The 26170-nt window shown below is 71.1% G+C and carries 24 protein-coding genes; 12 read left to right on the forward strand and 12 right to left on the reverse strand.

Features of this window, described 5'->3' with window-relative positions:
• Positions 1–169: 169 nt before the first annotated feature.
• The 4 genes from ACZ59A_RS23080 to ACZ59A_RS23095 are packed head-to-tail and all read left to right on the forward strand — an operon-like array spanning position 170 to position 5915.
• On the forward strand, positions 170–1756 hold the full coding sequence (locus ACZ59A_RS23080; protein ID WP_470961200.1) for a GMC family oxidoreductase: 1587 nt from the start codon (positions 170–172) through the stop codon (positions 1754–1756).
• Entirely contained in the window at positions 1756–2856 is a 1101-nt protein-coding gene (locus ACZ59A_RS23085) for a quaternary amine ABC transporter ATP-binding protein (protein WP_470961202.1), read from the forward strand. Before ACZ59A_RS23080 ends, ACZ59A_RS23085 begins: the two co-directional genes overlap by 1 nt.
• Positions 2857–2902: 46 nt before the next feature.
• Positions 2903–4924: an ABC transporter permease gene (locus ACZ59A_RS23090; RefSeq protein ID WP_470961204.1), complete on the forward strand. Its 2022-nt coding sequence runs from the start codon at positions 2903–2905 to the stop codon at positions 4922–4924.
• Position 4925: 1 nt separating this feature from the next.
• Positions 4926–5915 (forward strand): ABC transporter substrate-binding protein, encoded by a 990-nt coding sequence (locus tag ACZ59A_RS23095; protein ID WP_470961206.1) that lies wholly within the window; start codon positions 4926–4928, stop codon positions 5913–5915.
• Between the two features lie 73 nt (positions 5916–5988).
• On the opposite strand, the gene ACZ59A_RS23100 is transcribed toward ACZ59A_RS23095, so the two are convergent.
• Entirely contained in the window at positions 5989–6774 is a 786-nt protein-coding gene (locus tag ACZ59A_RS23100; protein ID WP_470961208.1) for an isocitrate lyase/PEP mutase family protein, read from the reverse strand.
• A gap of 15 nt (positions 6775–6789) precedes the next feature.
• Complete coding sequence (locus tag ACZ59A_RS23105; protein WP_470961210.1) at positions 6790–7272, reverse strand: carboxymuconolactone decarboxylase family protein; 483 nt, start codon at positions 7270–7272, stop codon at positions 6790–6792.
• Between the two features lie 47 nt (positions 7273–7319).
• Here ACZ59A_RS23105 and pdxR point away from each other — a divergent pair, with 47 nt between their 5' ends.
• The 3 genes from pdxR (at position 7320) to ACZ59A_RS23120 (ending at position 10460) form a co-directional block, all read left to right on the forward strand.
• Positions 7320–8813: a MocR-like pyridoxine biosynthesis transcription factor PdxR gene (pdxR, locus tag ACZ59A_RS23110; RefSeq protein ID WP_470961212.1), complete on the forward strand. Its 1494-nt coding sequence runs from the start codon at positions 7320–7322 to the stop codon at positions 8811–8813.
• Positions 8814–8951: 138 nt separating this feature from the next.
• Positions 8952–9248 (forward strand): hypothetical protein, encoded by a 297-nt coding sequence (locus tag ACZ59A_RS23115; RefSeq protein WP_470961214.1) that lies wholly within the window; start codon positions 8952–8954, stop codon positions 9246–9248.
• 15 nt (positions 9249–9263) lie between these two features.
• Positions 9264–10460, forward strand: a complete 1197-nt coding sequence (locus tag ACZ59A_RS23120) for a glutathionylspermidine synthase family protein (RefSeq protein WP_470961216.1) — start codon at positions 9264–9266, stop codon at positions 10458–10460.
• 65 nt (positions 10461–10525) lie between these two features.
• Here the strand turns inward: ACZ59A_RS23120 and rocD are convergent, their stop codons facing one another.
• Both rocD and ACZ59A_RS23130 read right to left on the reverse strand, forming a co-directional pair.
• Positions 10526–11770, reverse strand: a complete 1245-nt coding sequence (gene rocD, locus ACZ59A_RS23125) for an ornithine--oxo-acid transaminase (protein WP_470961218.1) — start codon at positions 11768–11770, stop codon at positions 10526–10528.
• A gap of 174 nt (positions 11771–11944) precedes the next feature.
• Entirely contained in the window at positions 11945–12808 is an 864-nt protein-coding gene (locus tag ACZ59A_RS23130; RefSeq protein ID WP_470961220.1) for an RNA polymerase sigma factor, read from the reverse strand.
• A 166-nt stretch (positions 12809–12974) separates the two neighbouring features.
• Between ACZ59A_RS23130 and trpS the strand changes: the two genes are divergently transcribed.
• From trpS to ACZ59A_RS23145, 3 genes are all read left to right on the forward strand, one after another.
• Entirely contained in the window at positions 12975–13988 is a 1014-nt protein-coding gene (trpS, locus tag ACZ59A_RS23135; protein ID WP_468049379.1) for a tryptophan--tRNA ligase, read from the forward strand.
• Between the two features lie 200 nt (positions 13989–14188).
• Complete coding sequence (locus ACZ59A_RS23140; protein ID WP_470961222.1) at positions 14189–14791, forward strand: 2'-5' RNA ligase family protein; 603 nt, start codon at positions 14189–14191, stop codon at positions 14789–14791.
• Between the two features lie 96 nt (positions 14792–14887).
• A complete protein-coding gene (locus tag ACZ59A_RS23145; RefSeq protein WP_470961224.1) occupies positions 14888–15874 on the forward strand; it encodes a YihY/virulence factor BrkB family protein in 987 nt (328 codons plus the stop codon).
• 30 nt (positions 15875–15904) lie between these two features.
• Here the strand turns inward: ACZ59A_RS23145 and ACZ59A_RS23150 are convergent, their stop codons facing one another.
• Positions 15905–17218 (reverse strand): D-alanyl-D-alanine carboxypeptidase family protein, encoded by a 1314-nt coding sequence (locus ACZ59A_RS23150; protein ID WP_470961226.1) that lies wholly within the window; start codon positions 17216–17218, stop codon positions 15905–15907.
• Positions 17219–17264: 46 nt separating this feature from the next.
• Here ACZ59A_RS23150 and ACZ59A_RS23155 point away from each other — a divergent pair, with 46 nt between their 5' ends.
• Positions 17265–17516 (forward strand): SCO4848 family membrane protein, encoded by a 252-nt coding sequence (locus ACZ59A_RS23155; RefSeq protein ID WP_468049373.1) that lies wholly within the window; start codon positions 17265–17267, stop codon positions 17514–17516.
• 90 nt (positions 17517–17606) lie between these two features.
• The gene (locus ACZ59A_RS23160) at positions 17607–18917 is read left to right on the forward strand and encodes a metallophosphoesterase (RefSeq protein WP_470961228.1); all 1311 of its coding nucleotides are present in this window, start codon (positions 17607–17609) and stop codon (positions 18915–18917) included.
• On the opposite strand, the gene ACZ59A_RS23165 is transcribed toward ACZ59A_RS23160, so the two are convergent.
• The 7 genes from ACZ59A_RS23165 to ACZ59A_RS23195 all read right to left on the reverse strand — a co-directional run bounded on the left by ACZ59A_RS23165 (position 18903) and on the right by ACZ59A_RS23195 (position 26018).
• On the reverse strand, positions 18903–20153 hold the full coding sequence (locus tag ACZ59A_RS23165; RefSeq protein ID WP_470961230.1) for a VanZ family protein: 1251 nt from the start codon (positions 20151–20153) through the stop codon (positions 18903–18905). The two genes, ACZ59A_RS23160 and ACZ59A_RS23165, sit on opposite strands and share 15 nt — an antisense overlap.
• A 118-nt stretch (positions 20154–20271) precedes the next feature.
• Positions 20272–21732 (reverse strand): serine/threonine protein kinase, encoded by a 1461-nt coding sequence (locus tag ACZ59A_RS23170; protein ID WP_470961232.1) that lies wholly within the window; start codon positions 21730–21732, stop codon positions 20272–20274.
• Positions 21733–21891: 159 nt separating this feature from the next.
• Complete coding sequence (locus ACZ59A_RS23175; RefSeq protein WP_470961234.1) at positions 21892–22665, reverse strand: succinate dehydrogenase iron-sulfur subunit; 774 nt, start codon at positions 22663–22665, stop codon at positions 21892–21894.
• Positions 22665–24419: a succinate dehydrogenase flavoprotein subunit gene (sdhA, locus tag ACZ59A_RS23180; RefSeq protein WP_468049365.1), complete on the reverse strand. Its 1755-nt coding sequence runs from the start codon at positions 24417–24419 to the stop codon at positions 22665–22667. The genes ACZ59A_RS23175 and sdhA overlap by 1 nt, the downstream gene beginning before the upstream one ends.
• Positions 24420–24443: 24 nt before the next feature.
• Positions 24444–24914 (reverse strand): succinate dehydrogenase hydrophobic membrane anchor subunit, encoded by a 471-nt coding sequence (locus ACZ59A_RS23185; protein ID WP_398319546.1) that lies wholly within the window; start codon positions 24912–24914, stop codon positions 24444–24446.
• 5 nt (positions 24915–24919) lie between these two features.
• Positions 24920–25300: a succinate dehydrogenase, cytochrome b556 subunit gene (sdhC, locus tag ACZ59A_RS23190; protein ID WP_468049364.1), complete on the reverse strand. Its 381-nt coding sequence runs from the start codon at positions 25298–25300 to the stop codon at positions 24920–24922.
• A gap of 157 nt (positions 25301–25457) precedes the next feature.
• Positions 25458–26018, reverse strand: coding sequence for a 2-oxo-4-hydroxy-4-carboxy-5-ureidoimidazoline decarboxylase (locus ACZ59A_RS23195; protein ID WP_470961808.1), 561 nt, complete (start codon positions 26016–26018; stop codon positions 25458–25460).
• Positions 26019–26170 lie beyond the last annotated feature (152 nt).

A 26170-nucleotide genomic window follows, 5' to 3' on the forward strand; every position in this document is an offset into this window, starting at 1 on the left:
GGCCGGGCCCGGACCTCCCGCCGGGCCCGGGCCCCGTCGTGTCCGGTGACGGCGCCCGGCGTCTCTCCCCCTTCGCCCGTAACCCCCCATCCCTCCGAGGACGGCCCCCGGCCCGCACCCGTGCGGGCCGTCCCGGAAGACCGGAAGACCGCGAGGAGTAACCCCCACCATGCCCGTACCTGACGCATACGATTACGTCGTCATCGGCGGAGGCACCGCAGGATCGGTGATCGCCTCCCGGCTCACGGAAGACCCTGACGTCCGTGTCGCCGTCATCGAGGGCGGCCCCTCGGACATCGACCGCCCCGATGTCCTCACCCTGCGCCGCTGGCTGGGGCTGCTCGGCGGCGATCTGGATTACGACTACCCCACCGTCGAGCAGCCGCGCGGCAACTCGCACATCCGGCACAGCCGGGCCCGGGTGCTCGGTGGATGCTCCTCGCACAACACCCTGATCTCCTTCAAGCCGCTGCCGGGCGACTGGGACGAGTGGGCCGAGGCGGGTGCCGAGGGCTGGGACGCCGAGGCGATGGACCCGTACTTCCACAAGCTGCGCAACAACGTTGTCGCGGTCGACGAGAAGGACCGGAACGCGATCGCCCGGGACTTCGTGGAGGCCGCTCAGGCATCCGCCGGTGTGCCGCGCGTCGAGGGCTTCAACAAGAAGCCGTTCCACGAGGGCGTCGGCTTCTTCGACCTCTCGTACCACCCGGAGAACAACAAGCGCTCCTCGGCGTCGGTCGCCTATCTGCACCCCTTCCTGGACCGGACGAACCTCCACATCATGCTGGAGACCTGGGCGCACAAGCTGGAGCTGGACGACGACGGCCGGGCCACCGGCGTCCACGTCCGCACCAAGGACGGCGAGGAGATCCTCGTCCAGGCCCGGACCGAGGTGCTGGTCTGCGCGGGCGCGGTGGACACCCCGCGGCTGCTGATGCACTCCGGCATCGGCCCCAAGGCCGACCTGGAGGCGCTGGGCATACCGGTCAAGGTCGATCTGCCGGGCGTCGGTGAGAACCTGCTCGACCACCCGGAGTCGGTGATCGTGTGGGAGACGGACGGCCCGATCCCGGACAACTCCGCGATGGACTCGGACGCCGGTCTGTTCGTGCGCCGCGACCCGGAGTCCAAGGGTCCGGATCTGATGTTCCACTTCTACCAGATCCCGTTCACCGACAACCCCGAGCGACTGGGCTACGAGAAGCCCGAGCACGGCGTGTCGATGACGCCCAACATCCCCAAGCCGCGCAGCCGCGGCCGCCTCTACCTGACGAGCGCCGACCCCGAGGTCAAGCCCGCTCTCGACTTCCGCTACTTCACGGACGAGGAGGACTACGACGGCCGCACCCTGGTCGACGGCATCCGGCTCGCCCGTGAGATCGCCAAGACCGAGCCGCTGGCCGGCTGGCTCAAGCGCGAGGTGTGCCCGGGCCCGGAGATCACCTCGGACGAGGAGATCAGCGAGTACGCCCGTAAGGTCGCGCACACCGTCTACCACCCCGCGGGCACCTGCAAGATGGGCGCCGCGGACGACGAACTCGCCGTGGTCGGCCCCGATCTGCGGATCCGCGGCCTGTCCGGCATCCGGATCGCCGACGCGTCCGTCTTCCCGACCATGCCCGCCGTGAACCCGATGATCGGTGTGCTGATGGTCGGCGAGAAGTGCGCGGACCTGCTGGTCGGGGAGCGTGATCAGGTCCGTTACCGATCGAAGGAACGAGCTGCCCAGCTCGCCCCGGGAGGTGAGGCGTGATGGCTACGACTCTGGCCACCGAGACCCCCGAAACCCCTGAGACCCCCGGGACCGGCGACCGCACCCCGGTCTTCTCGGTCCGCGACATGTGGAAGGTGTTCGGCCCGAAGGCCGAGCGCGTCCCCGGCTCGCCCGAGGCCGAGCTGTCCGCCGCGGACCTGCGCGCCCGCACCGGCTGCACGGCCGCCGTCCGGGACGTCTCCTTCGACGTCGAGCCGGGCGAAGTGTTCGTGGTGATGGGGCTGTCCGGCTCCGGCAAGTCCACGCTGGTGCGCTGCCTCACCCGTCTGATCGAGCCGACCTCCGGGACGCTGAAGATCGACGGTGAGGACGTCATGGCCATGGACAAGGCCCGGCTGCGCGATCTGCGCCGCCACCGCGCCGCCATGGTCTTCCAGCACTTCGGGCTGCTGCCGCACCGCTCCGTCCTCGACAACATCGCCTACGGCCTGGAGATCCAGGGCATGGGCCGCGCCGAGCGCCGCGCCAAGGCGGCCGAGATGGTGGAGAAGGTCGGCCTGACCGGTCTGGAGCGCCGCCGCCCCGGTCAGCTCTCCGGTGGTCAGCAGCAGCGTGTGGGCCTGGCCCGGGCGCTCGCCGTCGACCCCGAGGTGCTGCTGTTCGACGAGCCGTTCAGCGCGCTCGACCCGCTGATCCGCCGCGACATGCAGGAGGAGGTCATCCGGCTGCACCACGACGAGGGCCGGACGATGGTGTTCATCACCCATGACCTCAGCGAGGCGCTGCGGCTCGGCGACCGCATCATGCTGATGCGCGACGGCGAGATCGTGCAGCTCGGCACCCCCGAGGAGATCGTCGGCTCCCCGGCCGACGAATACGTACGGGACTTCGTCCGCGATGTGCCGCGCGAGCAGGTGCTGACCGTGCGCCGCGCGATGCGCCCCGCGACGTCCGACGAGGAGGACGGCGGCCCCGCGCTGACCCCGGGCACCACCGTCGCCGACGCGATCGAGGCCGTGGCCCGTTCCGGCGGCCCCGCGCGCGTCGTCGACAACGGCCGCTGCCTGGGCGTCGTCGACCACGCCTGCCTGCTCAGCGTCGTCGCGGGCCTGGACGGGAAGGAGGCGGCCGCCGCATGAGCACGCCCCTGACCTCCTTCCCGCCGGGCGGCACCGGGAGGCGCGTGTGAGCGCGACGACCACCCGCCCCCGTACCGACCCCGGCGCCGGGCCGCCCGCGGGCAAGACCGCCGCGGACGAAGCGCGCCCGTCGCCGCTGCGCGCGGCCGTCGGCAGCCCGATCGTCCGCAAGCTCGCGGTGCTCATCGTGATCGCGGCCGTGCTCATACCGCTCGCCCACGCCAAGTGGGCCGGTACGAGCTGGCCGGACGCGCTGACCGTCGATGTGTCCGGACCGCTGGGCAAGGCCAGCGACTGGATCCTCGACAACCGCGACAGCCACTGGATCTTCCTCTACTTCTTCGGCTACATCAGCCAGGCCATCATCATCGGCGTCCGCGTCGTCTACGTCGCCCTGCTCACCCTGGGCTGGGCCGGTGTCACCGCCGGGCTGACCCTGCTCGCCTGGCGGGTGGCCGGGGTGCGGGTCGCGGTGACGACCCTGGTCTCCCTGGCCGTCTGCGGCGTGCTGGGCATGTGGGTGCCGACGATGCAGACGCTCGCGCTGATGGCCGTCGCCGTCGCCGCCTCCGTCGTCATCGGCGGACTGCTGGGCCTGGCCGGCGGGCTCTCGGAACGCGCGTTCCGGGCGCTGCGGCCGATCCTCGACACCATGCAGGTGCTGCCCGCGTTCGCGTATCTGCTGCCCGTCGTGATGATCTTCGGCAACGGCGTGCCCGGCGCGGTGCTGGCCACCGTGATCTACGCGGCTCCGCCCATGGCCCGGCTCACCGCCCTCGGCCTGCGCGGCGCGGACGCCGGGGTGCTGGAGGCCGTGGCCTCGCTCGGCGCGACCTGGCGGCAGCGGCTGCTGTCCGCCCGGTTCCCGCTGGCCCGCAAGGAACTGATGCTGGGTATCAACCAGACGATCATGATGGCGCTGTCCATGGCCGTGATCACCTCCGTGATCGGCGGTGGCGGTCTCGGTGACCGCGTCTACCAGGCGCTGTCCAGCGTCGACGTCGGCAAGGCGCTCGCCGCGGGACTCCCGATCGTGCTCCTCGCCATCGTGATGGACCGCACCATCGGGTCGGCGGGCGAGCGGCTCGGCGCGCCTCCGGCCGAGGGCGGCCCCCGGCTGCTGCGCGGCTGGCCCGCGTGGGCGGGCGTCGCGGTGATCACCGCGGTGATCACCGTCGCCGGACGGCTGTCCGGCTCCCAGACCTGGCCGGGCGGCTGGACCGTCGCCATCGAGGGGCCCGTCAACCAGTTCAAGGAATGGATGGTCGACCACCTCTACACCGGTGTGCCGGTCGTCGGAGGCACCGCCGAATGGGCCGCGAACTACCTCAAGTGGATCCTCGACCCACTGCGTGAGGGGCTCCAGGGCGTCCCGTGGTACGGGGTCCTGCTGATCGTCGCGGCGCTTGCCTGGCTGATCGGCACCTGGGCCACCGCGCTGACCGCCACCGCCGCCATGGCCGCGATCGGTGTGCTCGGCGTGTGGGAGTCGTCCATGGACACCCTCTCCCAGGTGCTGGCGGCCGTCGTCGTCACGCTGGTCCTCGGCTTCGCGATCGGCATCTGGGCCGCGCGCAGCGCCCGGTTGGAGCGGATGCTGCGACCGGTGCTGGACGTGTGCCAGACCATGCCGCAGTTCGTGTACCTGATCCCCGTGGTCGCGCTGTTCGGCGTCGGCCGCGCCCCGGCGGCGGCCGCGGCCATCGTCTACGCGCTGCCCGCCGTCATCCGCATCACCGCCCAGGGCATCCGGAACGTCGACCCGTCCGCGCTGGAGTCGGCGCGCTCGCTCGGCGCCACCCAGGGGCAGCAGTTGCGCCAGGTCCAGTTGCCGCTGGCCCGCCCGGCGCTGCTGCTCGCCATCAACCAGGGCGTGGTGCTGGTGCTGGCCGTGGTCGTCATCGGCGGTCTGGTCGGCTCGGGCGCGCTCGGCTACGACGTGCTGTTCGGCCTGGCGCAGGGCGACCTGGCGACCGGTCTGGTGGCGGGCGTGGCGATCGTCTGCCTGGGGCTGATGCTCGACCGGGTGACCCAGCCGACCGCACGCCGCGACAGGAAGGGGGCCTGACATGGCTACGGGCCATAACGCCCGCCGTCGGCAGCTGCTGATGGCCGCCACCGGGGTCACGGCCCTGCTCACCGCGACCGGCTGCGGCGCGGCGGACATGTCCAAGCAGTCCTCGCCGTACGCCAATGTGGGCGGCGCGAAGAGCGTGACGCTCTCCGTCCAGTCCTGGGTCGGCGCACAGGCCAATGCGGCCGTCGCCCAGTACCTGCTGGAACATGAGCTGGGCTACCACGTCGACACCGTCCAGGTGGACGAGATTCCGGCGTGGGACGCGCTCAGCCAGGGCCGGGTGGACGCGATCCTGGAGGACTGGGGCCACCCGGAGCAGGAACAGCGCTACGTCAAGGACAAGAAGACGATCACGTCGGGCGGTGACCTCGGCGTCACCGGCCACATCGGCTGGTGGGTGCCGAAGTACTTCGCGGACAAGCATCCGGACGTCCTGAACTGGAAGAACCTCAACAAGTACGCGAAGACCTTCAAGACCGCGGAAAGCGGTGGCAAGGGCCAGCTGCTGGACGGTTCCCCGTCGTATGTCACCAATGACAAGGCGCTGGTGAAGAATCTGAAGCTGAACTACCAGATTGTCTTCGCCGGTTCGGAATCCGCCCAGATCACCCAGATGAAGCAGTTCGCCAAGCAGAAGAAGCCCTTCCTGTCGTACTGGTACGAGCCGCAGTGGCTGTTCAACCAGGTGCCGATGGAAGAGGTGAAGCTGCCCAAGTACACGGACAAGTGTGCGGCGAAGGGTGAGAAGGATCCCGATTCCTTCGACTGCGCCTACCCGACCACCCCGCTGCAGAAGTACCTGAACGCGGACTTCGCGAAGGAGGGCGGCAAGGCCGCCGCGTTCCTGAAGAAGTTCCACTGGACCAAGAAGGACCAGAACCAGGTGTCCGAGCTGATCGCCTCGGACGGGTTGTCGGCGCAGGACGCGGCCAAGAAGTGGGTCAAGGCGCATCCGGACGTCTGGAAGAAGTGGCTGCCCTAGCGGCTGATCGCTGAAGGCGGTTCCTCGCCGAAGGACGCGAAGGACGCACCAGGCCGGGCCCCGCCCGTCCCCCTCATGGGGTGGACGGAGCGGGGCTCAGCTGTTGGGCGAGGTCCCGCGCGGCGGCCATCGTCGCGCGGAAGAGCCGGGGGCCGAACGTGACGCGGGTGGCGCCGAGCCGCCCCAGCTCGGCGGGAGAGGGGCCGTCCGGTGCGAAGGCCGACGCGTTGACCGGGACCCCGACGGCGGACGCGATCCGGGGCAGCAGCTCCGGGGGCGCGAAGATCGGATAGACGCAGTCCGCGCCCGCCGCCGCATAGGCCCGCCCGCGCTCGATCGCCGCCTCGGCCGCGCGCTCGGCGTCGTCGGCCCCGCCCTGGGCGAACTCGCCGCGGGCGAAGCTGTCGATCCGGGCGTTGATCACCAGGCCGTCACCCGCCTCGGCACGCACCGCCGCCAGCCGGTCCGCCTGCTCCCGCGGGTCGGCCAGCCGCTTGGTCAGCGGGTCGGAGTCCTCCAGATTGCAGCCCACCGCTCCGGTCTCCAGCAGCCGCTCGACCAGCTCCTTGGCGTCGAGGCCGTAGCCGCTCTCCAGGTCCGCCGACACCGGCACCTCCACGGCCCGGACGATCCGGGCCACCGCGGCGAACATCTCCTCGGCCGGTACCCGGCCGTCCTGGTAGCCCAGCGACGCCGAGATCCCGGCGCTCGGCGTCGCCAGCGCCGGGAAGCCCGCGTCCACGAAGGCGCGGGCCGAACCGGCGTCCCAGGGACCGGCCAGCACGAGCGGCGCCGCCGCGTCCCGCCCGTGATGCATCGCCCGGAACGCCCCGGCCTCGGCTGTGGTGCTGGTCGTCATGGATCCCCCTCGTTCTCAGCCTGCGGTCGGCTTGTAGGAGCCCGGGACCAGGCGGGTGGTCACCCCGATCCGGTTCCAGGCGTTGATGGTGAAGATGAGCGCGATGAGCTGGGCCAGCTCCTGCTCCTCGAAGTGCTTGGCGGCCCGGTCGTACACCTCGTCCGGGACGCCGCCGGTCAGGACGGTGACGGCCTCGGTCAGGGCGAGCGCGGCCTGCTCCTTCTCGGTGTAGACACCGGCCGCCTCCTCCCAGGCGTTGAGCAGATAGATCCGCTCCTCGGACTCGCCCGCCGCCCGGGCGTCCTTGATGTGCATGTCGATGCAGAACGCGCAGTGGTTGATCTGCGAGGCGCGGATCTTGACCAGCTCCGTCAGCGACGGCTCCAGGCCCTGACGCGCCGCCGCGTCCAGCTGGATCATGGCCTTGTAGACCGCGGGGGCCGCGTGCGCGAAGCTCATCCGGGGACCGTGCGGCGAAGTGCTCTCCGATGTCGTCATGCGGCCCACGCTAGAACCTCACCAGCCCAGGGGTATGGTCCACTTTCATGGAGGAATCATGGGCCACTTCCGGTTCCGGACAGGCCGCTTCCGGGCAGGCCACTTCCGGACCGGGCAGGACGAGCGGGCCCGGCACCGATCTGCATCTGGACCTGCCGCGGGGCGGAACCACCGGGGTGCGGGTCGCGCTCAGCCGCTCCCTGCGTGACGCCGTCCGCAGCGGCCGCCTCGCCCCCGGCACCCGGCTGCCCTCCTCCCGCACGCTCGCCGCCGACCTCGGCATCGCCCGCAACACGGTGGCCGACGCCTACGGCGAACTCGTCGCCGAGGGCTGGCTCACCGCCCGGCAGGGCTCCGGCACCCGGGTCGCCCAGCGCGTCGTCCCGCCCGAGCCCGCGCCGCCGCGCACACCGCCTGCCGCCGCCGTGGCCGCCACCCGCCCGGCGTACGACCTGCGGGCCGGGTCGCCCGACGTCTCCGCCTTTCCTCGCTCCGCCTGGCTGTCCGCCGCCCGGCGCGCCCTGACCGCGGCGCCCAGCGACGCCTTCAACTACGGCCACCCCAGCGGGCGGATCGAACTGCGCCGGGTCCTGGCCGACTATCTCGCGCGCGCCCGCGGGGTGCGGGCCGCGCCCGAACGGATCGTGGTCTGCGCCGGGTTCGTCCAAGGACTCGCCCTGCTCAGCCAAACGCTGCACCGGGACGGCCACCGCGGGCTGGCCGTCGAGTCGTACGGGCTCGACATCCACTGGAACGTGCTGCGCCGCGCCGGACTGCGCACCGTGCCGCTGCCGGTCGACGGGCGGGGCGCCCGCACCGGCGAACTGGACCGCCTCACCGGCGTACGGGCCGCGCTGCTCACCCCGGCGCACCAGTTCCCCACCGGTGTCGCCCTGGACCCCGACCGGCGGGCCGCCGTGGTCGACTGGGCGTCCCGGGCCGACGGGCTGGTGCTGGAGGACGACTACGACGGCGAATTCCGCTACGACCGCCAGCCGGTGGGCGCGCTGCAGGGTCTTGACCCCGAACGGGTGGTCTATCTGGGCACCGCGAGCAAGAGCCTGGCGCCCGCGCTGCGGCTGGCCTGGATGGTGGTGCCGGACCATCTGCTGGACCGGCTGCTGGCGGTCAAACGGACGGGGGAGTGGCAGTCGGGCGCGCTGGATCAGCTGACGCTCGCGGAGTTCATCGCCTCGGGCGCGTACGACCGCCACGTGCGCGGGATGCGGCTGCGCTACCAGCGGCGCCGCGACCAGTTGGTGGCGGCGCTGGCCGAACGCGCCCCCCGGGTGCGGGTCAAGGGCATCGCGGCCGGACTGCACGCGGTGCTCGAACTGCCGCCGGGCACCGTGCGCTCCGTCCTCCAGGGCGCGGCCTGGCAGGGGCTGGCCATGGAGGGCCTGAATCGCTACCGATACCACGAGGAGGGCGCTCCGGGAGGTGGCGAACCCGAGCCGGACGAACTGGTCTTCGCCTATGGGGCGCCGCCCGAGCACGACTTCGCGGGGGCGTTGGAGGCGCTGTGCCGGGTGCTGCCCTGACCGGGCAGCTCTCCACCCCCGCCGTTCACCTGTGCGATAACTCCCCCTAGGGTGGGCGGACCAACGCACGGGGGAGCAGAACCAATGGAACGGAAAGGCCCACGGCGGCTGCGGTCGAGCACGGTGATCCTTGGTGGCATGGGCGCACTCGCGGCGGCCCTCACCTCCTGCGGGTCGGAGCCCGACAAGCGCTGTGTCGACCCGGACAGCTACGAATTCAGGGGCTACCGCATCGTCGACTCCAGTGCCTGCAACGGCTCTTCGGGCTCGACGGGCGGCAAGAAGAAGAGCAGCCGCGGCACGACCAAGCGGGTCGACGGCGACTGGTACTACGACGCCGACGTCGACGGCCGCTGGGCCGACTACGGCACCTTCAGCAAGAGCCAGGCCGCCGACCGCGGCGGCTTCGGCTGCTCGGGATCCGGCGGCGGCTGACCGGACGGCGACCCGATGAAGCGTCACACCATGGACCCCCGCCCCGACTGGCAGAGCACGGTCGAGGAGCAGGGGGTCATCTACCCGCTGACCCGCTACCCGGACGGCTCGCTGCGCCCGTACTGGGACGAGAGCGCCTACTACGCCTTCTCGCTGCCCGAGGTCGAGGCGCTGGAGGAGGTGGTCGAGGAACTGCACCGGATGTGTCTGGAGGCGGCCGCCCACATCGTCGACGCCGACCGCTTCGCCGACCTCGGCATCGAGGATCCGCGGGTGGCCGAGCTGGTCGCCGAGTCCTGGCGCCGGAGGGCCGAACAGCCCAGCGTCTACGGCCGGTTCGACCTGCGGTACGACGGCGGCCCGGGCCCGGCGAAGCTGCTGGAGTACAACGCGGATACGCCCACCTCGCTGGTGGAGGCGGCGAGCGCCCAGTGGTTCTGGATGGAGGACCGCTTCCCCGGCGCCGACCAGTGGAACTCGCTGCACGAGCGGCTGGTCGACGCCTGGCGGAACCAGGCCGCCCTGCTGCCGCCGGGCATGCCCCTGTATTTCGCCCACTCGGCCGGGGACGAGCTGGGCGAGGACCTGATGACCGTCGCCTACTTGCGGGAGACGGCCGAACAGGCGGGGCTGCGGACCGAGGCGATCTCGGTGGAGGACATCGGCTGGGAACGGCTCTCCGGCCGCTTCGTGGACATGCGGCACCGCTTCATCCGCGGCTGCTTCAAGCTCTACCCCTGGGAGTGGCTGGTCAGCGACCGGTTCGGCGCCCATGTGCTGGACACGATCGACAACGGCGGCGGCACCGGCTCCACCCTGTGGATCGAGCCCGCCTGGAAGATGCTGCTGTCCAACAAGGCGCTGCTGGCCATTCTGTGGGAGCTGTTCCCCGGCCATCCCAACCTGCTGCCCACCTACCTCGACGGGCCCCGTGAACTGGCCCGCACCACCGGCTACGTGGCCAAGCCGCTGCTCGGCAGGGAGGGCGCGGGCGTCACCGTGCACCCGCCGGGCGCGGAGCCCGCGGAACCTGCCGTCCGGGACGAGGCGTGCTGCTACCAGGAGTTGGCGCCGCTGCCGGACATGGACGGGAACCGGGTGGTCCTGGGGGCGTGGGTGGTGGAGGACGAACCGGCGGGGCTCGGCATCCGGGAGTCGGCCGGGCTGATCACGGACGAGTACGCGCGCTTTGTGCCGCACGTGATTCTTTAAGCGGAGCGCGGCGAGCGCGGTGCGGCGCCAGAGCGACACGGCGCCGGAACGGCACGGTGCCCAGGTCATTCCGCCAGCACCGCCCTGAGCTGGTCCAGGCCCCAGTCCAGATCCTCTTTGCTGATCACCAGCGGCGGTGCGATCCGGATGGTGGACCTGTGGGTGTCCTTGACCAGCACTCCGCGGTCCATCAGCCGCTCGGAGATCTGCCGCCCGGTGCCGCGCGACGGCTCGATGTCCACACCGGCCCACAGCCCGCGCCCCCGCACCGCCTCCACCGCCCCGCCGCGGGCCATCTGCGCCAGCTCCCGGTGCAGGTGCTCGCCCAGCTCCGCCGCGCGCCGCTGGAACTCCCCGGTCCGCAGCATGGCGATCACTTCCAGCGCGACCGCGCAGGCGAGCGGATTGCCGCCGAAGGTCGAACCGTGCTCACCGGGGCGGTGGACGCCCAGCACCTCGGCGGAGGACACCACCGCCGACACCGGCACCACCCCGCCGCCCAGCGCCTTGCCCAGCACATAGACGTCCGGGACGACGCCCTCGTGCTCACAGGCGAAGGTCTTCCCCGTGCGGCCCAGGCCCGACTGGATCTCATCGGCCATGAGCAGCACGCCCCGCGCCCGGGTCAGCTCGCGCACCCCGGCCAGATACCCGGGCGGCGGCACCAGCACCCCTGCCTCGCCCTGGATGGGCTCCAGCAGCACGGCGACCGTCTCTCCGGGCCCGGCGTCGAGCGCCGCCTCCATCGCCGCCAGATCGCCGTACGGCACGATGTCGAACCCCGGGGTGTACGGACCGTGGTCCGCGCGGGCCTCCGGATCGGTGGAGAAGCTGATGATCGTGGTCGTACGGCCGTGGAAGTTGTTGTCCGCGACGATGATCCTGGCCCGCCCGTCCGGCACGCCCTTGATCCGGTAGCCCCATTTACGGGCGGTCTTGATCGCCGTCTCGATCGCCTCCGCGCCGGTATTCATGGGCAGCACCGTCTCCATCCCGCACAGCGCGGCCAGCTCCGCGCAGAAGGCGGCGAACCGGTCGTGGTGGAAGGCGCGCGAGGTGAGTGTGACCCGCTCCAGCTGCGCCTTGGCGACGTCGATCAGCTGCCGGTTGTGATGGCCGAAGTTGAGCGCGGAATATCCGGCGAGCAGATCCAGATACCGGCGGCCTTCGACATCGGTCATCCACGCCCCCTCGGCGGAGGCGACGACGACCGGAAGCGGATGGTAGTTGTGCGCACTGTGGGCCTCCGCGGCCGCGATGGCGTGCTGCGAGGGCTGCGAGGGCTGAGAGGGGCGTTCGGTCGAGGTCAAGATGTCCTCCGTTCCGTGAAACCGCCGAGGGGCTGCGACACCACCCAGGGTGGGGGTGCGCGCCGCGACCGGCGAGCCGAGTGCCGATCCGTCCGTAAACCAGCCCAGGAGGGTCAGAGCCGAGGCCGCCGGGCCGCCGACCGGACGAGGGCGCTCATGGGCCCCTGCCCGGCCTCAAGCCCGGGCAGGGCCCGCCACCACTGCTCCTCCCGGATCCGGCCGCCGGGCGCCACGCGCTCCGGCATCCCCACGATCCGGGCCAGCACCCGCTCGGCCATCGTCTCGCCGCTCGCTGACGGCACGCCGCCCGGCAAGGCTCCGCCCTCCCGGGGGCCGTCCCCCGGCGGGGCGGCGGGTGGTGGCCCGTCCAGTGCGCGCCCGAGCGCCCGCAGCTCGCCGGGCAGCCCTTCCCCGTCCATCCCGAATGCCTCCCTGCGCTCCCGGCCGTGCCCGCCCCGGTGCCTCACCCGGGCGGACCGCCTCGTCCGCCTCCAGCAGCAGCTCCAGCCGCCGCAGCGCGCGGCTCAGCCGCGACTTCACCGTGCCGCGCGGCCAGCCCAGGGCCGCCGCGGTCTCCGCCTCGTCCAGATCCAGCAGATAGCGGTAGATGACCACCCACCGCTGCGGCTCGCTCAGCTCATCCAGCGCGGCCATCAGCCGCGCCCGCCGCTCGTCCGCGAGCGCCATGGCCGCCGGATCCGCGCTCTCCGGTATCACCGGACCCTCCGGACCGGCTCCGGCCATCGCCCCTTCCCGGTCGACCGCCGTCTGCTGCCGACGCGCCGAGCGCACCGCGTTCCGCGTCTCATTGGCGACGATCCGCAGCAGCCACGGCCGGAACGCCGCGTCGTCCTTGAAGGTGCCCAGTGCGAGATACGCCTTCACGAAGGCGTCCTGCACCACATCCTCGGCATCCGCGCCCGCACCCATCAGCACGGCGGTGCGCAGCGCTATCGGCGCGTGGGCGCGCACCAGCTCGGCATAGGCATCGGTCTCCCCGGCCCGCACCCGAGCGATCACCGCCGCATCCGGTCCCACGACGAGCCCCGCCGCGTCCTGCGCCGCGTCCCCTGCTGCGTCCTGTCTTGCGTCCTGTCTTGCGTCTTGCGCGACGAGGTCCCCCTCCCGCGCCCCCTCACGAGTCCTCACACCTTTGATACACCGGCGGACCGACTCCGGTTCCACACCTGAGAGAATGGGTGGCATGGCCCTTGATCGTCCCCGTGCGCTCTCCGGTATCCAGCCCACCGCAGGCTCCTTCCATCTCGGGAACTACCTCGGTGCGATCCGGCAGTACGTCGCGCTGCAAGACACCCACGACGCGTTCTACACCGTCGTCGACCTGCACGCGATCACCGTTCCGCAGGATCCGGCGGAGCTGCGAGCCAACAGTCGGCTCGCCGCAGCCCAGCTGCTCGCCTCCGGTCTCGACCCGGACCGCTGCACGCTCTTCGTCCAGAGCCATGTGCCCGAGCACGCCCAGCTCGGCTGGGTGATGAACTGCCTCACCGGCTTCGGCGAGGCCTCCCGCATGACCCAGTTCAAGGACAAGTCGGCCAGGCAGGGTGCCGACCGCTCGACCGTCGGACTCTTCACGTACCCGATCCTCCAGGTCGCGGACATCCTGCTCTACCAGGCCAACCACGTCCCCGTCGGCGAGGACCAGCGCCAGCACATCGAGCTGACCCGCGACCTCGCGGACCGTTTCAACGGCCGCTTCGGCGAGACCTTCACCGTCCCCGCTCCGTTCATCGTCAAGGAGACCGGGAAGATCTACGATCTCCAGGACCCGACGATCAAGATGAGCAAGTCGGCCTCCACGCCCAAGGGCATCGTCAACCTCCTCGACGAGCCGAAGGTCTCCGCGAAGAAGATCAAGAGCGCGGTCACCGACCTGGAGACCGAGATCCGCTTCGACGAGGAGAAGAAGCCCGGCGTCAGCAATCTGCTGACGATCTACTCCACCCTCACCGGCAGCTCCATCGCGGAGTTGGAGGGGAAGTACGAGGGCAAGGGGTACGGCGCGCTCAAGACCGACCTGGCAGAGGTGCTGGTCGAGTGGGTGACGCCGTTCCGCGAGCGGACCCAGGAATACCTGGCGGACCCGGGGACGTTGGACGGAATCCTGGCCAAGGGGGCGGACAAGGCTCGTGCCGTCGCCGCCGAGACGCTGGCGCTCGCCTACGACAAGGTGGGGTTCCTGCCCGCCGCTCGCTGAGCATTCACGGGGCACGCGCCCCCGGCGACCGCCGAGGGAGTGTACAGCGGCCCACCCCTGACCAGGGGGTTCTTCGGCCCGAGTGCCGAAGAATCGAGGAATCTAGCCGCGAAGGCGGCACAGCCGCCACACTGGCACCGGTGCAGCGGACTGAAGCCCAGCAAGCCCAGCAGCCCGGGAGGGCCGGGAGGGAGAACGCAGTGGGGACCGTAACGCTCGGCGTTTCGATCGCGGTCCCGGAGCCGTACGGCAGCTTCCTCCAGGAGCGGCGCGCGGGCTTCGGGGACCCGGCCGCTCATGGCATCCCCACGCACGTCACCCTCTTGCCGCCGACCGAGGTCGACGCCGCGGCGCTGCCCGCCGTCGAGGACTATCTGGCCCAGGTCGCGGCGGAGGGGCGGGCGTTCCCGATGCGGCTGGAGGGGACCGGCACTTTCCGGCCCCTCTCGCCCGTCGTCTTCGTCAAGATCGTCGAAGGCGCGGAGGAGTGCATGGTGCTGCAGGAGCGGATCCGGGCGGCGCACGGGCCTTGCGCCCGTGAGCTGCAGTTCCCGTACCACCCGCACGTCACCGTCGCGCATGGCATCGACGAGGAGGCCATGGACCGGGCGTTCGCGGAGCTGAAGGACTTCGAGGCGGCCTGGACGATCAACGGCTTCGCACTGTACGAGCAGGGGGCGGACGGGGTCTGGCGGCTCGACCGCGAGTACCCCTTCGGCTCGGGCGAACCCCCGGAGGGAGCCTCCCCCGTGGTGCCCCGTCAGGCCGACCTCACGCGCCCCGCCGCCCCCTCGCCCTGGTGAGCGTTCGGCGGATGGAGTAGCGGAAGTCGTGGAGTAGCGCGGAAACGGGAACCCGCCGCCGAGGAGTAAAACTCGGCGGAAGGGTAGTTGTTGATCATGGACTGGCTGACCCGGTTGCCGCTCATCGGCCCCGCCCTCGTCTGGGTGATGCGTACCCACGCCTGGCGTTCCTACGAACGGCTGGAGCGCGTCCACTGGACCCGTCTCGCGGCCGCGATCACCTTCATCAGCTTTCTCGCCTTCTTCCCCCTCATCACGGTGGGGGCGGCCATCGGTGCCGCGACGCTCACCGAGTCGCAGATGCATCAGCTGCAGCGGAAGGTCGCCCAGCAGATCCCTGGCATCTCCGGCCAGCTCGATCTGAGCGGCCTCATCCAGAACGCCGCCACCATCGGGATCGTCGCGGGCGCCCTGCTGCTGTTCACCGGCATCGGCTGGGTGGGCTCGCTGCGCGAGTGCCTGCGCGCGGTCTGGGAGCTGGAGGAGGACCCCGGCAACCCTGTGGTGCGCAAGGCCAAGGACGGCCTGGTGCTCGTCGGCCTGGGCGGCGTCGCCCTCGCCTCGTTCGCCGTCTCGACGCTCGCCGTCACCGTCATCCACCGGCTGACGCAGCTCCTCCAGATCCCCGAGAACGGGGTGGGCGGCTGGCTGCTGCGGATTGCCGCGTTCCTGATCGCCGTCGCGGCCGACTTCCTGCTGCTGTGCTACGTCCTGACCTGGCTGCCCAGGGTCGAACCGCCGCGCCGGAGGGTCGTGGTCGCGGCGCTCATCGGCGCGATCGGCTTCGAGCTGCTGAAGCTGCTGCTGAGCAGCTATCTGCGGGACGTGGCGGCCAAGAGCATGTACGGGGCGTTCGGCGTGCCCATCGCGCTGCTGCTGTGGATCAACTTCACCGCGAAGCTCACCCTGTACTGCGCCGCCTGGACCGCCACCGGAACGGCGGCCGAGGAGACAGCCGAGGAGGCAGCTGAGGAGACAGCCGACGAGGCAGCCGAGGAGGCAGCGGAAGGAAATACGGCCGACGGCTCCACGTCCCTCAAGCCGAACGGCCGAGCCGAGGGGCCCGGCCGTTCAGCGGCGTAAGGAATCAGGGGCGTAAGGGACTCGTAGGTCTCAGCCCCGGCGCGGCCAGCGGCGGTGCACCGCGAACGCCACCGCGCCCAGCACGGCCAGCGAACCGGCCGCGATCCCGGCCGCCGTCCACATGCCGCCCGAGTCACCGCCGCCCGAGACGGACGCCTGGGTGTGCTCGTCGCCCTTCTTCGCGCCGTCCGCCGAGGCATGGCTCTGGTTCAGGCCCGCCGGGCCGGGGCGGACGAGAGTGCCGACCGGATTCACCCGGTCCGCCGCGTTGAACCCCCAGTCGAGCAGCTTCGCCGTCTCCTTGTAGACCCCGTAGGGCTCCGACTTCTGCGGGTTCATGACGGTGACCAGCAGCACTCGCTTGCCGCGCTGGGCCACGCCCGTGAAGGTGGAGCCCGCCTTGCTCGTATAGCCGTTCTTGACCCCCGCCAGCCCCTTGTAGGCCTTGACGTCGATGCCGGTCAGCAGGCGGTCGGTGTTCTGGATCCCGAAGCTCATGCGGACCTTCTTGCCCTTTTTGTCCTTTTTGTATTCCCCCGGGAACTGGGCGGTCGCCGTCGAGCAGTACTCCCGGAAGTCCGCGTTCTGCAGCCCGGACCGGGCGAACAGCGTGAGGTCGTACGCGCTGCTGTACTGGCCGTCCTCGTCATAGCCGTCCGGTGTGACGACATGGGTGTCCAGCGCGTTCAGCTTCCTGGCGTGCGCCTGCATGTCCCGCACGGTCGCCGGGACGCCGCCGTTCATCGCGGACAGGACGTGCACCGCGTCGTTGCCCGAGCGCAGGAAGACGCCCAGCCACAGGTCGTGCACCGAGTAGCTGAGGTTCTCCTTCACCCCGACCAGGCTGCTGCCCGCGCCCATTCCGGCCAGGTCGGACGCCTGCACCGTGTGCTTCTGCGTCTTGGGGAACTTCGGCAGCACGGTGTCCGCGAACAGCATCTTCAGCGTGCTCGCGGGCGGCAGCTGCCAGTGGGCGTTGTGCGAGGCCAGCACATCGCCCGACTCGGCGTCCGCCACCATCCAGGACTTGCCGCTCAGCTCCTTCGGCAGCGCGGGCGCGCCGCGCTTCGGATTCACCTGGGTACCGGGGCGGCCGAGCCGCGTCCCGCCCACCGTGGACATCCGGGCGGGAGGCTTCGCGGCCTCGGCCCCCTTGGCGCCGCCGGGGTCGTCGGCGGCGAGTGCGGGGGAGGCGGACAGCAGAGTGGACAGCAGCAGGGCGGCGGTGATGGCCAGCGGCGCGGCGGCGCTTCGCGACGTGAAGGTGTTCGAAGAGATCGGCACGTCTGCGAACGTACCCGCCGCCGTCCCGGACGGCGAAAGCACCGCCGTCTTACGGGTCATGGCCCCCCGCGTGGAGGTACGCGAGCGGGTGCCCATACTGGAGACCATGAAGCTCAGCCGCCCCGTGTCCTGGTTCCTGCTCGCCTTCGGGGTCTGGAGCTGGGTCATCTGGTTCACCTTTGTCAAAAACTTGTGGAAGGACGCCAGTGGGCTCGCTTTCGACGATGCGGGCGACCCCACCGCGTACTTTTGGGTGCACCTGCTGCTCGCGATCACGTCCTTTCTCTTGGGGACGGCCATCGGGGTGATCGGGTTGCGTGGTCTGCGCGCTCTGCGCCGAAATGGCGCCGAAGAGTAACTGTTCCGGAATGGCCGTACGGCCGCACAGCCGCATGACACGCAGCCGCACGCCGCATAGCCGCATAGCCGCATAGGGAGAGGCCCGGGGATGGTCGTGCTCTTCGTCCTGATCGCACTGGCCGTCGTCGGTCTGCTCGCCGGCGTGCACTGGTACGTGTGGCGGCGGCTGATCCGCGACACGACGGCGCCCGGCGGACGGGCGCGCCGTACGGGCACGGCGGCGGCCTTCGCGCTCCCGCTGATCAGCGTCGGGGCCCTGGTCGCGGGGCGTACGGGCGTGCCCTTCCCGCTCCAGCGGGTGCTGGCCTGGCCGGGGTATCTGTGGCTCGCGCTGCTGCTGTATCTGACCCTGGCCCTGCTGGCCGGCGAGGCGGTACGTCCCCTCCTGCACGCCTGGCTGAAGCGCCGCCCGGCCGCCGAAGCCCCCGCCGCCCCGGCCCCGGCCCCGGTCCCGGCCCCGCCCCCGGTGCCCGCTGCCGCGCCCGGAGGCACCGCGACCGTGGCGACAGAGGCTCCCGAGACACCCAAGGCGCCCGCTGCACCCGGGACCGCAGCACCCGGGACAGGCCGTACGACATCCCGGCGGCTGTTCGTCGCGCGGGCGGTGGCCACGGGCGCCACGGCGGCGGCCGCCGGGACGGTCGGGTACGGGACGTACACCGTGCTGCGCGGGCCGCGCGTCAAGCGGGTCACCGTGCCGCTCGCCAAGCTGCCGCGCCGCGCGCACGGCTTCCGGATCGCCGTCGTCAGCGACATCCACCTCGGCCCGGTCCTCGGCCGCTCGCACACCCGGCGCGTGGTCGAGACGATCAACCGTACGAACCCCGACCTCATCGCCGTCGTCGGCGACCTCGTGGACGGCAGCGTCGCGGACCTCGGCCCGGCCGCCGAGCCGCTGCGCGGGCTGCGCAGCCGGCTCGGGAGCTTCTTCGTCACCGGGAACCACGAGTATTTCTCCGGCGCCCGGCAGTGGGTCGATCACGTCCGCGACCTCGGCGTCCATCCCCTGGAGAACGAGCGCGTCGAGCTGCCCTGGTTCGATCTCGCCGGGGTGAACGACGTGGCGGGGGAGGACGAGGGGCAGGGGCCCGACTTCGAGCGGGCGCTCGGCGACCGCGACCGGGCGCGGGCATCCGTCCTGCTCGCCCATCAGCCGGTGGTGATCGACGACGCGGTGGAGCGCGGCGTCGATCTCCAGCTGTCCGGCCATACGCACGGCGGGCAGCTGTGGCCCGGCGAGTACGTCGCGGCGCTGGCCAACCCCACCGTGGCGGGGCTGGAGCGGTACGGCGACACCCAGCTGTACGTGACCCGCGGGGCGGGCGCCTGGGGCCCGCCCGTGCGGGTCGGGGCGCCGCCGGACGTCACCGTCGTGGAACTGGCCTCAACGCGCGCCTGACGTGGTTTCCGGCTCGCGGCTCGCGGCCGGTACCGGCTCCTCGTCGGTCGCCGCCGCGCGGGTGTGCGGCAGTGCGGCGTTGCGGAAGCCCGAGGCGTGATCGTGCGGGCCGAGCAGGTCCGGGTGGCGCAGCGTCTCCAGCGCACAGGTGATGGTGAGCGCGAACCCGGCGGCCACGGTGAACAGTTGGACGGGGCCGAGCGTGGTGAGGACCGCGTCCGCGCCCTGGGCGCCCGGGTCATGGGCGAGGTCGATGAGGTCGTTCGGCCACGGCTCGTCCATCACGATCAGCAGGGCCAGGAACAGCATCGCCAGCAGCGGCAGCACGAACGCCCCGAGCAGCAGCGCCCGCATCGCCAGCCGCCAGGCCACCAGCGGGCCGCCGTCGGCCGCCACGAGCCGCAGTCGCAGCAGCCACTTGCCGGGGGTTGCGCCGGTCGCCAGCGGCACCAGGACGAACCAGGCCGCGAAGGTCCCGGCGGCGAGCAGCCAGGCCGGGAGCGCCACGTTCCGAGCGGTCAGGACGAAACCGGCGAATATCGTCGCGAGCACATATCCGGTCAGGTCGACGGCGAGCGCCGTCAACCGCCGCCCGAACGGCACCGGTCGCCGCCCCAGTGCCCGCCCGTCCAGCCTCTCCAGCGTGGGCAGCAGCCGTGCCCCCGGCCCGGCGAGCAGCCAGCCCACCACCGCGCCCGAGGTGTTGATGATCAGGTCGTCCACGTCGAAGAGCCGGTAGGGGCAGTTGTACAGGCCCCAGACGCCGGTCACCTGCGTCAGCTCGAAGAACAGTGCCGTCCCGAGCCCGATCACGGCGGTGGTCCGCAGCCCGCGCCGGAAGTGGTAGCGCAGGAAGATGCCGAGGGGCAGGGTCAGCAGCAGGTTGAAGAGCGCCCCGGCGACGGCGGGGTTCTGGAACACCAGCGCGCCGGGGGTCAGGTGATGCCCGGCTTCCTTCCAGATGTCGGCGAAGGTGTTGCCCGGCACCCATTGGGGCTGGGAGACGGCGGCGAAGCCCGGGCACATGGCCGATACGTCTTTCGGGAGCGGCACGATCGTCATGCAGAAGGCGGTGAGCCCGTAGAACAGGAACCCGTACAGCGACAGGGCCCGGCCGTGGGACAGCACGCCGTGCCGTCGGTAGAGGACGACGGCGGTCGGCACCAGCAGTAAGAGGGCGAGTACCGGGAAGAGGGCGGCGGCAGTTTGGATCGGGAGGAGATAGGCAACGGCCATGCCCGGCACTATACGCGACGGGTATACGCGGCATGCATAGTGGGTTGAGCTGCGCAGACCGCCGCCCGAGGGGCGACGGCCTGCGTGCGCCTCACCTGTCCCGGTCCGTCGGTCCTCGTCAGTCTTGGGTCTTCTCGAAGGAGGTGAGGAAGATCCCGAGCGCCCGCTTGTTCTCCTTGGCGTTCCAGTCGTGCGCCGGTGTCGTCCACCTGATGGAGAAGCCCCGGCCGCCGCCGACCAGGAAGCCGCGGCCGAACGTGCGGAGCCGGTCCTGCCCGACCGCGGTGCTCCACTCCATGTCGGCGGCCTTCCAGTCGCGGTAGTCGACGCGGCGGATGCCGTCGATCCGCTGGAAGCCGGGGTAGAGCTTCTCGATCGTCGGGATCAGGCGGCGCCAGCCGTCCACGGGGTCCTCTTCGGGGCCCTTCCCGAAGGTCACCACCAGATTGCGGTCGTCGCCCTCGGCGGCGAACTTGATGTGGAAGCGCGAACCGCTCTTGACCTGCTTCAAGCCCTTGGGGAGGTCGATGGAGAACCCGCCCACCTCGCTGGTGTAGCGGTAGAAGCCGGACGGCGGCGGGTCGTCGGGGCCGGGATAGGCGCCGCCTCCGCCGCCGCCACCGGCGGCGGGGGGCGAGGACGACGGGGGCCGTCCGGGGGCGGAGGAGCCGGGCGGGGCCGAATCCCCCGGTGTGGACGGCGGCGGGTCCTCGCGGGGCAGGCTGGGGGCGGCCCCGCCCGCCGGTGGGGCGGAGGGCGAGGAGGCGTCGGAGGCGCTGTCGCCGCCGCCGGTCAGGCCGCTGGTGTTGGCCAGGGCCACCACCGAGACCGCCGTGCCGAGGACCAGGGTGGCGACGGCCAGCGCCAACGGCCCGCCCCGGCGGCCCTCGCGGCCATCCCCGTTCCGGCCACCCCCGTCCCGTCCGCCGCCGCCCCGCGCCGACGGGAACCACGCCTCGTACGTATTGCGCAGCCACGGCAGGCGCGGCGCGGCACGGATCGCGACGGGCTCGCCCTCGTTGAGGATGCGTTCCAGGGCCTGGCGCACCACAGGTGCGGTCAGCCGCTCCCGCGGATCGTCGCGCAGCAGCCCGTGGATCACCTGGACGAGCGGTCCGGCGTGCGGCGGGGGCGGTACGGGCTCCTCCCGTATCGCCCGCAGCGTCTCCTCCGGCGAGGCCCGGCCCCGGTGCGGCGGGCGGCCCTCGACCATGGCGAACAGGACCGCGCCCAGCGCCCACATGTCGGACGCGGAGCAGGCGCCGGTGCCGCGCGCCTGCTCCGGCGAGGCGTACGCGGGGTCGGTGACCTGCCGGGACGGCTCGACGCCGACATGGCCGAAGCCGGAGAGGACGACCTCGCCGTCCGAGCGCAGCAGGACCCGCGAGGGGCTGATGTCACCGTGGACGATGCCCGCGCGATGGGCGGAGTCGAGGACGGCGAGGAGTTGCAGCCCGATGCGGGTGGCGCGGACCGGATCCAGCCCGCCGCGCCATGCGAGCTCGCCGCTTAACGGGCGGCTGTCGCTCATGGGCGGGCCGATTCGTTCCTCTGTGCCGCGCTCCTGCGTGCCGGTCACGCTTTCACCCCTTGATGAACGTGCCCCATCCACCCTCTGCCCCAGGAGGTACGTCGAGGTCGCGGCGGGCGTTCAACGTTCGGCGTTCGACCACACGAAAACGCGACGGGCCCGCCCCCCGACGAGGGGGCGGGCCCGTCACAAGGGCCTACCGGCGGCTCAGAAGCGACGCGTGATCAGCGCGCGCTTCACCTCCTGGATGGCCTTGGTGACCTCGATGCCACGCGGGCACGCGTCGGTGCAGTTGAAGGTGGTGCGGCAGCGCCAGACGCCGTCCTTGTCGTTCAGGATCTCCAGCCGCTGCTCACCGCCCTCGTCGCGCGAGTCGAAGATGAAGCGGTGGGCGTTGACGATCGCCGCCGGGCCGAAGTACTGGCCGTCGTTCCAGAACACCGGGCACGAGGAGGTGCACGCGGCGCACAGGATGCACTTGGTGGTGTCGTCGAAGCGCTCGCGGTCCTCGGCGGTCTGCAGGCGCTCCCGCGTCGGCTCGTTGCCCGTCGTGATCAGGAAGGGCATCACGTCGCGGTACGCCTGGAAGAAGGGGTCCATGTCCACGACCAGGTCCTTGAGGACCGTGAGGCCCTTGATGGCCTCGATCGTGATGGGCTTCTCCGGGTTGATGTCCTTGATCAGCGTCTTGCAGGCCAGCCGGTTGCGGCCGTTGATCCGCATGGCGTCGGAGCCGCAGATGCCGTGGGCGCAGGAACGGCGGAAGGTGAGGGTGCCGTCCAGCTCCCACTTGATCTTGTGGAGGCCGTCGAGGACGCGCTCCTTGGGGTCGATGTCGAGCTGGAAGTCCTCCCAGTACGCATCGGCCGCCAGCTCCGGGTTGAAGCGCCGGATCCGGAAGGTGACCGTGACCGTGTGCGAAGCGGTCGCGTCGGCCGCCTCCGGGGCCTGGTCGGACTTCTCAAGCGTGGGGGTGCTCATCAGTACTTACGCTCCATCGGCTGGTAGCGGGTCTGCACGACCGGCTTGTAGTCGAGGCGGATGGACTCGGAGCCGTCCGAGCCCACCTCTCGGTACGCCATGGTGTGCCGCATGAAGTTGACGTCGTCGCGGTTGGGGTAGTCCTCGCGGTAGTGACCGCCGCGCGACTCCTTGCGGGCCAGCGCGGAGATGGCCATGACCTCGGCCAGATCGAGCAGGTTGCCCAGCTCGAGGGCCTCCAGCAGGTCGGTGTTGAACCGCTTGCCCTTGTCCTGGACGGAGCAGTTCTTGTAGCGGGCGCGCAGACTGCCGATCTCCTCGACGGCCTCCTTGAGCGTCTGCTCGGTGCGGAAGACCATGACGTTCTTGTCCATGGTCTCCTGGAGCGCCTTGCGCACCTCGGTGACCCGCTCGGTGCCGGTGGCGTCGCGCAGGTCCTCGACCTGGTCGCGGACGAACCCGGCCGGGTCCTCGGGGAGCTCGACGAAGTCCGCCGTGGCGGAGTACTCGGCGGCGGCGATGCCCGCGCGGCGGCCGAACACGTTGATGTCGAGCAGCGAGTTGGTGCCCAGCCGGTTGGCGCCGTGCACGGACACGCACGCGACCTCGCCCGCGGCGTACAGGCCCGGCACGACGGTGTCGTTGTCGGAGAGCACCTCGCCCTCGACGTTGGTCGGGATGCCGCCCATCGTGTAGTGCGCGGTCGGCTGGATCGGGATCGGGTCGGTGTACGGCTCGATGCCCAGGTAGGTGCGCGCGAACTCGGTGATGTCCGGCAGCTTGGCGTCCAGCTGCTCCGGCGGCAGGTGGGTCAGGTCGAGGAAGACGTGGTCGCCCTCGGGACCGCAGCCGCGGCCTTCGCGGATCTCCGTGTAGATGGAGCGGGAGACCACGTCGCGGGAGGCGAGGTCCTTCATGACCGGCGCGTACTTCTCCATGAAGCGCTCGCCGTCCTTGTTGCGGAGGATGCCGCCCTCACCGCGGGCGCCCTCCGTCAGCAGGATGCCCATGCGCCAGATGCCGGTCGGGTGGAACTGGAAGAACTCCATGTCCTCCAGCGGCAGCCCGCGCCGGTACGCGACGGCCTGGCCGTCACCGGTGAGGGTGTGCGCGTTGGAGGTCACCTTGAAGAACTTGCCGCAGCCGCCGGAGGCGAAGACGACGGCCTTCGCCTGGAAGACGTGCAGCTCGCCGGTGGCCAGCTCGTACGCCACGACACCCGCGGTGCGCTTGACCCCGTCGACCTCGGTCATCAGGAGGTCCAGGACGTAGAACTCGTTGTAGAACTCCACGCCCTCCTTGACGCAGTTCTGGTACAGCGTCTGGAGGATCATGTGGCCGGTGCGGTCCGAGGCGTAGCAGGACCGGCGGACCGGGGCCTCGCCGTGGTTACGGCTGTGGCCGCCGAAGCGGCGCTGGTCGATCGTGCCGTCCGGGGTCCGGTTGAACGGCAGGCCCATCTTCTCCAGGTCGAGGACCGAGTCGATGGCCTCCTTCGCCAGGATCTCGGCGGCGTCCTGGTCGACCAGGTAGTCGCCGCCCTTGATCGTGTCGAAGGTGTGCCACTCCCAGTTGTCCTCCTCGACGTTCGCGAGGGCGGCGGCCATGCCGCCCTGGGCGGCGCCGGTGTGGGAGCGGGTGGGGTACAGCTTGGTGAGCACTGCCGTGCGGCTGCGCTTCGTCGACTCGATGGCCGCGCGCATACCGGCGCCGCCGGCGCCCACGATGACGGTGTCGTACTTGTGGATCTTCATGAGTGGATACCTCAGCCCCGGGGCCTAGCGGATGTTCGGGTCGAAGGTGAAGATCACCAGAGTGCCGAGCACGATGGTGAATCCGGCCGCCGTGTAGAGCAGCCCCTTCAGCCACAGGCGGGTGTTGTCCCGCTCCGCGTAGTCGTTGATGATCGTGCGCAGGCCGTTCGCGCCGTGCAGCGTGGCGAGCCACAGCATGATCAGATCCCATGCCTGCCAGAACGGCGAGGCCCAGCGGCCGGCCACGAAGGCGAAGCCGATCTTGGTGACACCGCCGTCCAGCACCAGCTGGATCAGCAGATGGCCCAGGACGAGGACGACCAGCACGATGCCGGACAGGCGCATGAAGAGCCAGCCGTACATCTCGAAGTTGGTGCGCGTCGCCTTGGGCGTCTTACGGGTACGGGCCCGCGGCGGCTCGATGACCGGGGCCGGGTGGTCCACGTCGTACGCGCTGACCGCGTCGTTCGCGGGGGTGGTGGTCTCGGCGGACATGTGCGTCAGCTCCCGAACAGTTCGCGCAGCGTGTGCTGGAGGATCGGGTAGAAGGCGCCGAGCATGAGCACGACCCAGACTCCGACCACGGACCACAGCATCTGGCGCTGGTACTTCGGGCCCTTCGACCAGAAGTCGACGGCGATGACGCGCAGCCCATTGAGGGCGTGGAACAGGATGGCGGCGACGAGGCCGTACTCCATCAGGTTCACGATGGGTGTCTTGTACGTCGCGACCACGTCGTCATACGCCTCGGGGGACACCCGGACGAGCGAGGTGTCCAGGACATGTACGAACAGGAAGAAGAAGATGAGGACGCCGGTGACTCGATGAGCCACCCAGGACCACATACCTTCCCGGCCGCGGTACAGCGTTCCAGCCGGCACGGAAAACCCTCCGGAAGCGGGGACTGGGGCCTGCCGGCTTGACTGTCGGTCGGGCCCGGCCGGGTACGGTCCACCGGCCCTGGCCATCGTAGCGACGTGTTGTCGGAGGGTTCGCGCGGGGGGCTCAGGTGTGATCAAAGAGGCACGGGTGGGCGCGTCATGCGGGGCGGAAACGGGCGATATCCGGCGTATGGGCACCCGGGGCGGCCAATCGGGTGAGGCGCCCGCGGGCGATGCGGCGCAGCTCCTCGGCGGCGTTGGCCCGCTCCTCCTCGCGCTCGTTCCCCATTCGGTCCCGGATTCCGGTCAGCAGCCGGTCCAGCCGCTCCTCGGGGGGTACGCCGTCCAGGCAGATCACGAAGGCGTGGCCGAAGTCCCGCTCGTACGCGGCGTGCGCGGCTCGTAACGCGGTGTGCGCGGCCAGTGAGCCGACCCCGGGCCCGGCGGGCAGCGGATGGCCGGTCATGGACTCGTCCGCCAGCGCCTCGGCGAGATCGGCCGGGGTGAGGTCGTAGCTCGCCTCGTCCCCGGCGGCGAGCAGCGCGTCGAGATCGGGATAGGGGCGGTGGTCCGCGATCAGCCGGGCCCATCGGCGGCTGCCGCAGCAGGAGAGCAGCGACGCCTCGGCGGCGTCGGCGGTCACGCGGTTGAGCCGGTCGAGGCCGCCTGTGGTGCTGGAGCTGGACAGCGTGGACTCCTTGGGCGCGCGGGGACACAGGGTGGCGCGTGGGGGAGGTGTGCTGGGAAGCGTGAGCAGTCAACGGTAACGACGTGGAGAGGCCGGTGTGGCGGAGAGAGCGTAAATTCACTCGTAGGGGGACGTTTTGCGGCGTGAAGTAGACAACAGGCGTGAGGTAGACAACAGGGGCG

Source organism: Streptomyces sp. NPDC040405 (assembly GCF_055595765.1).

Bases quoted from the DNA above. Each gene is read 5' to 3' on its own strand.
- ACZ59A_RS23080 (WP_470961200.1), top strand. From the start codon at position 170: ATGCCCGTACCTGACGCATACGATTACGTCGTCATCGGCGGAGGCACC.
- ACZ59A_RS23085 (WP_470961202.1), top strand. From the start codon at position 1,756: ATGGCTACGACTCTGGCCACCGAGACCCCCGAAACCCCTGAGACCCCC.
- ACZ59A_RS23095 (WP_470961206.1), top strand. From the start codon at position 4,926: ATGGCTACGGGCCATAACGCCCGCCGTCGGCAGCTGCTGATGGCCGCC.
- ACZ59A_RS23100 (WP_470961208.1), bottom strand. From the start codon at position 6,774: ATGACGACCAGCACCACAGCCGAGGCCGGGGCGTTCCGGGCGATGCAT.
- ACZ59A_RS23105 (WP_470961210.1), bottom strand. From the start codon at position 7,272: ATGACGACATCGGAGAGCACTTCGCCGCACGGTCCCCGGATGAGCTTC.
- pdxR (WP_470961212.1), top strand. From the start codon at position 7,320: ATGGAGGAATCATGGGCCACTTCCGGTTCCGGACAGGCCGCTTCCGGG.
- ACZ59A_RS23115 (WP_470961214.1), top strand. From the start codon at position 8,952: ATGGGCGCACTCGCGGCGGCCCTCACCTCCTGCGGGTCGGAGCCCGAC.
- ACZ59A_RS23120 (WP_470961216.1), top strand. From the start codon at position 9,264: ATGAAGCGTCACACCATGGACCCCCGCCCCGACTGGCAGAGCACGGTC.
- trpS (WP_468049379.1), top strand. From the start codon at position 12,975: ATGGCCCTTGATCGTCCCCGTGCGCTCTCCGGTATCCAGCCCACCGCA.
- ACZ59A_RS23145 (WP_470961224.1), top strand. From the start codon at position 14,888: ATGGACTGGCTGACCCGGTTGCCGCTCATCGGCCCCGCCCTCGTCTGG.
- ACZ59A_RS23150 (WP_470961226.1), bottom strand. From the start codon at position 17,218: ATGACCCGTAAGACGGCGGTGCTTTCGCCGTCCGGGACGGCGGCGGGT.
- ACZ59A_RS23155 (WP_468049373.1), top strand. From the start codon at position 17,265: ATGAAGCTCAGCCGCCCCGTGTCCTGGTTCCTGCTCGCCTTCGGGGTC.
- ACZ59A_RS23160 (WP_470961228.1), top strand. From the start codon at position 17,607: ATGGTCGTGCTCTTCGTCCTGATCGCACTGGCCGTCGTCGGTCTGCTC.
- ACZ59A_RS23165 (WP_470961230.1), bottom strand. From the start codon at position 20,153: ATGGCCGTTGCCTATCTCCTCCCGATCCAAACTGCCGCCGCCCTCTTC.
- ACZ59A_RS23175 (WP_470961234.1), bottom strand. From the start codon at position 22,665: ATGAGCACCCCCACGCTTGAGAAGTCCGACCAGGCCCCGGAGGCGGCC.
- sdhA (WP_468049365.1), bottom strand. From the start codon at position 24,419: ATGAAGATCCACAAGTACGACACCGTCATCGTGGGCGCCGGCGGCGCC.
- ACZ59A_RS23185 (WP_398319546.1), bottom strand. From the start codon at position 24,914: ATGTCCGCCGAGACCACCACCCCCGCGAACGACGCGGTCAGCGCGTAC.